General features: G+C 52.5%; 1 protein-coding gene. It reads right to left on the bottom strand.

The window, feature by feature from the left end:
* Window positions 1-455, bottom strand: a 455-nt coding sequence (locus L691_RS0100225; RefSeq protein ID WP_025688010.1) for a radical SAM protein, incomplete at both ends; no start/stop codon positions are given.

Raw genomic sequence — 455 nt, 5'->3', positions numbered from 1 at the left:
CGTCCGTCCTTCTCATACTGGCTGCCCGGAGCGATAATCAGCGGCGTTACATTGTGAAGCGTCGCGCCGAGCTCCTTGACTTTCTTTGATACTTCAACCAGATGCTTGTCGTTAATCCCCGGAATCATAATCGAGTTGACTTTGACGAGAATGCCTCGCTTCGCCAGTTCCTCCACGCCTTGAAGCTGACGGCTGATCAGCAGAGCGGCGGCTTCTCTTCCTTCGTAACGCACGCCTTCATCAAATACCCAAGGATAAATCTCTTTACCGACATCCGGGTCGATAGCGTTGATCGTAATCGTTACATGCCCGATTCCGAGTTCCACGATCCGGTCGATGTGCCGGTATAACGTAAGTCCGTTGGTGCTGAGACAGGTCATCACACCTTGGACATGCTTCTTGACTCTCGCAAAGGTATCGAAAGTCTTGTCCGCATTTGCAAGCGGATCGCCGGG

It is taken from the genome of Paenibacillus zanthoxyli JH29, assembly GCF_000520715.1.
GTDB classification, from domain to species: domain Bacteria; phylum Bacillota; class Bacilli; order Paenibacillales; family Paenibacillaceae; genus Paenibacillus_AQ; species Paenibacillus_AQ zanthoxyli.
The sequence above is the reverse complement of the archived record's forward strand: the minus strand, read 5'-3'. Positions and strand labels throughout refer to the sequence as shown.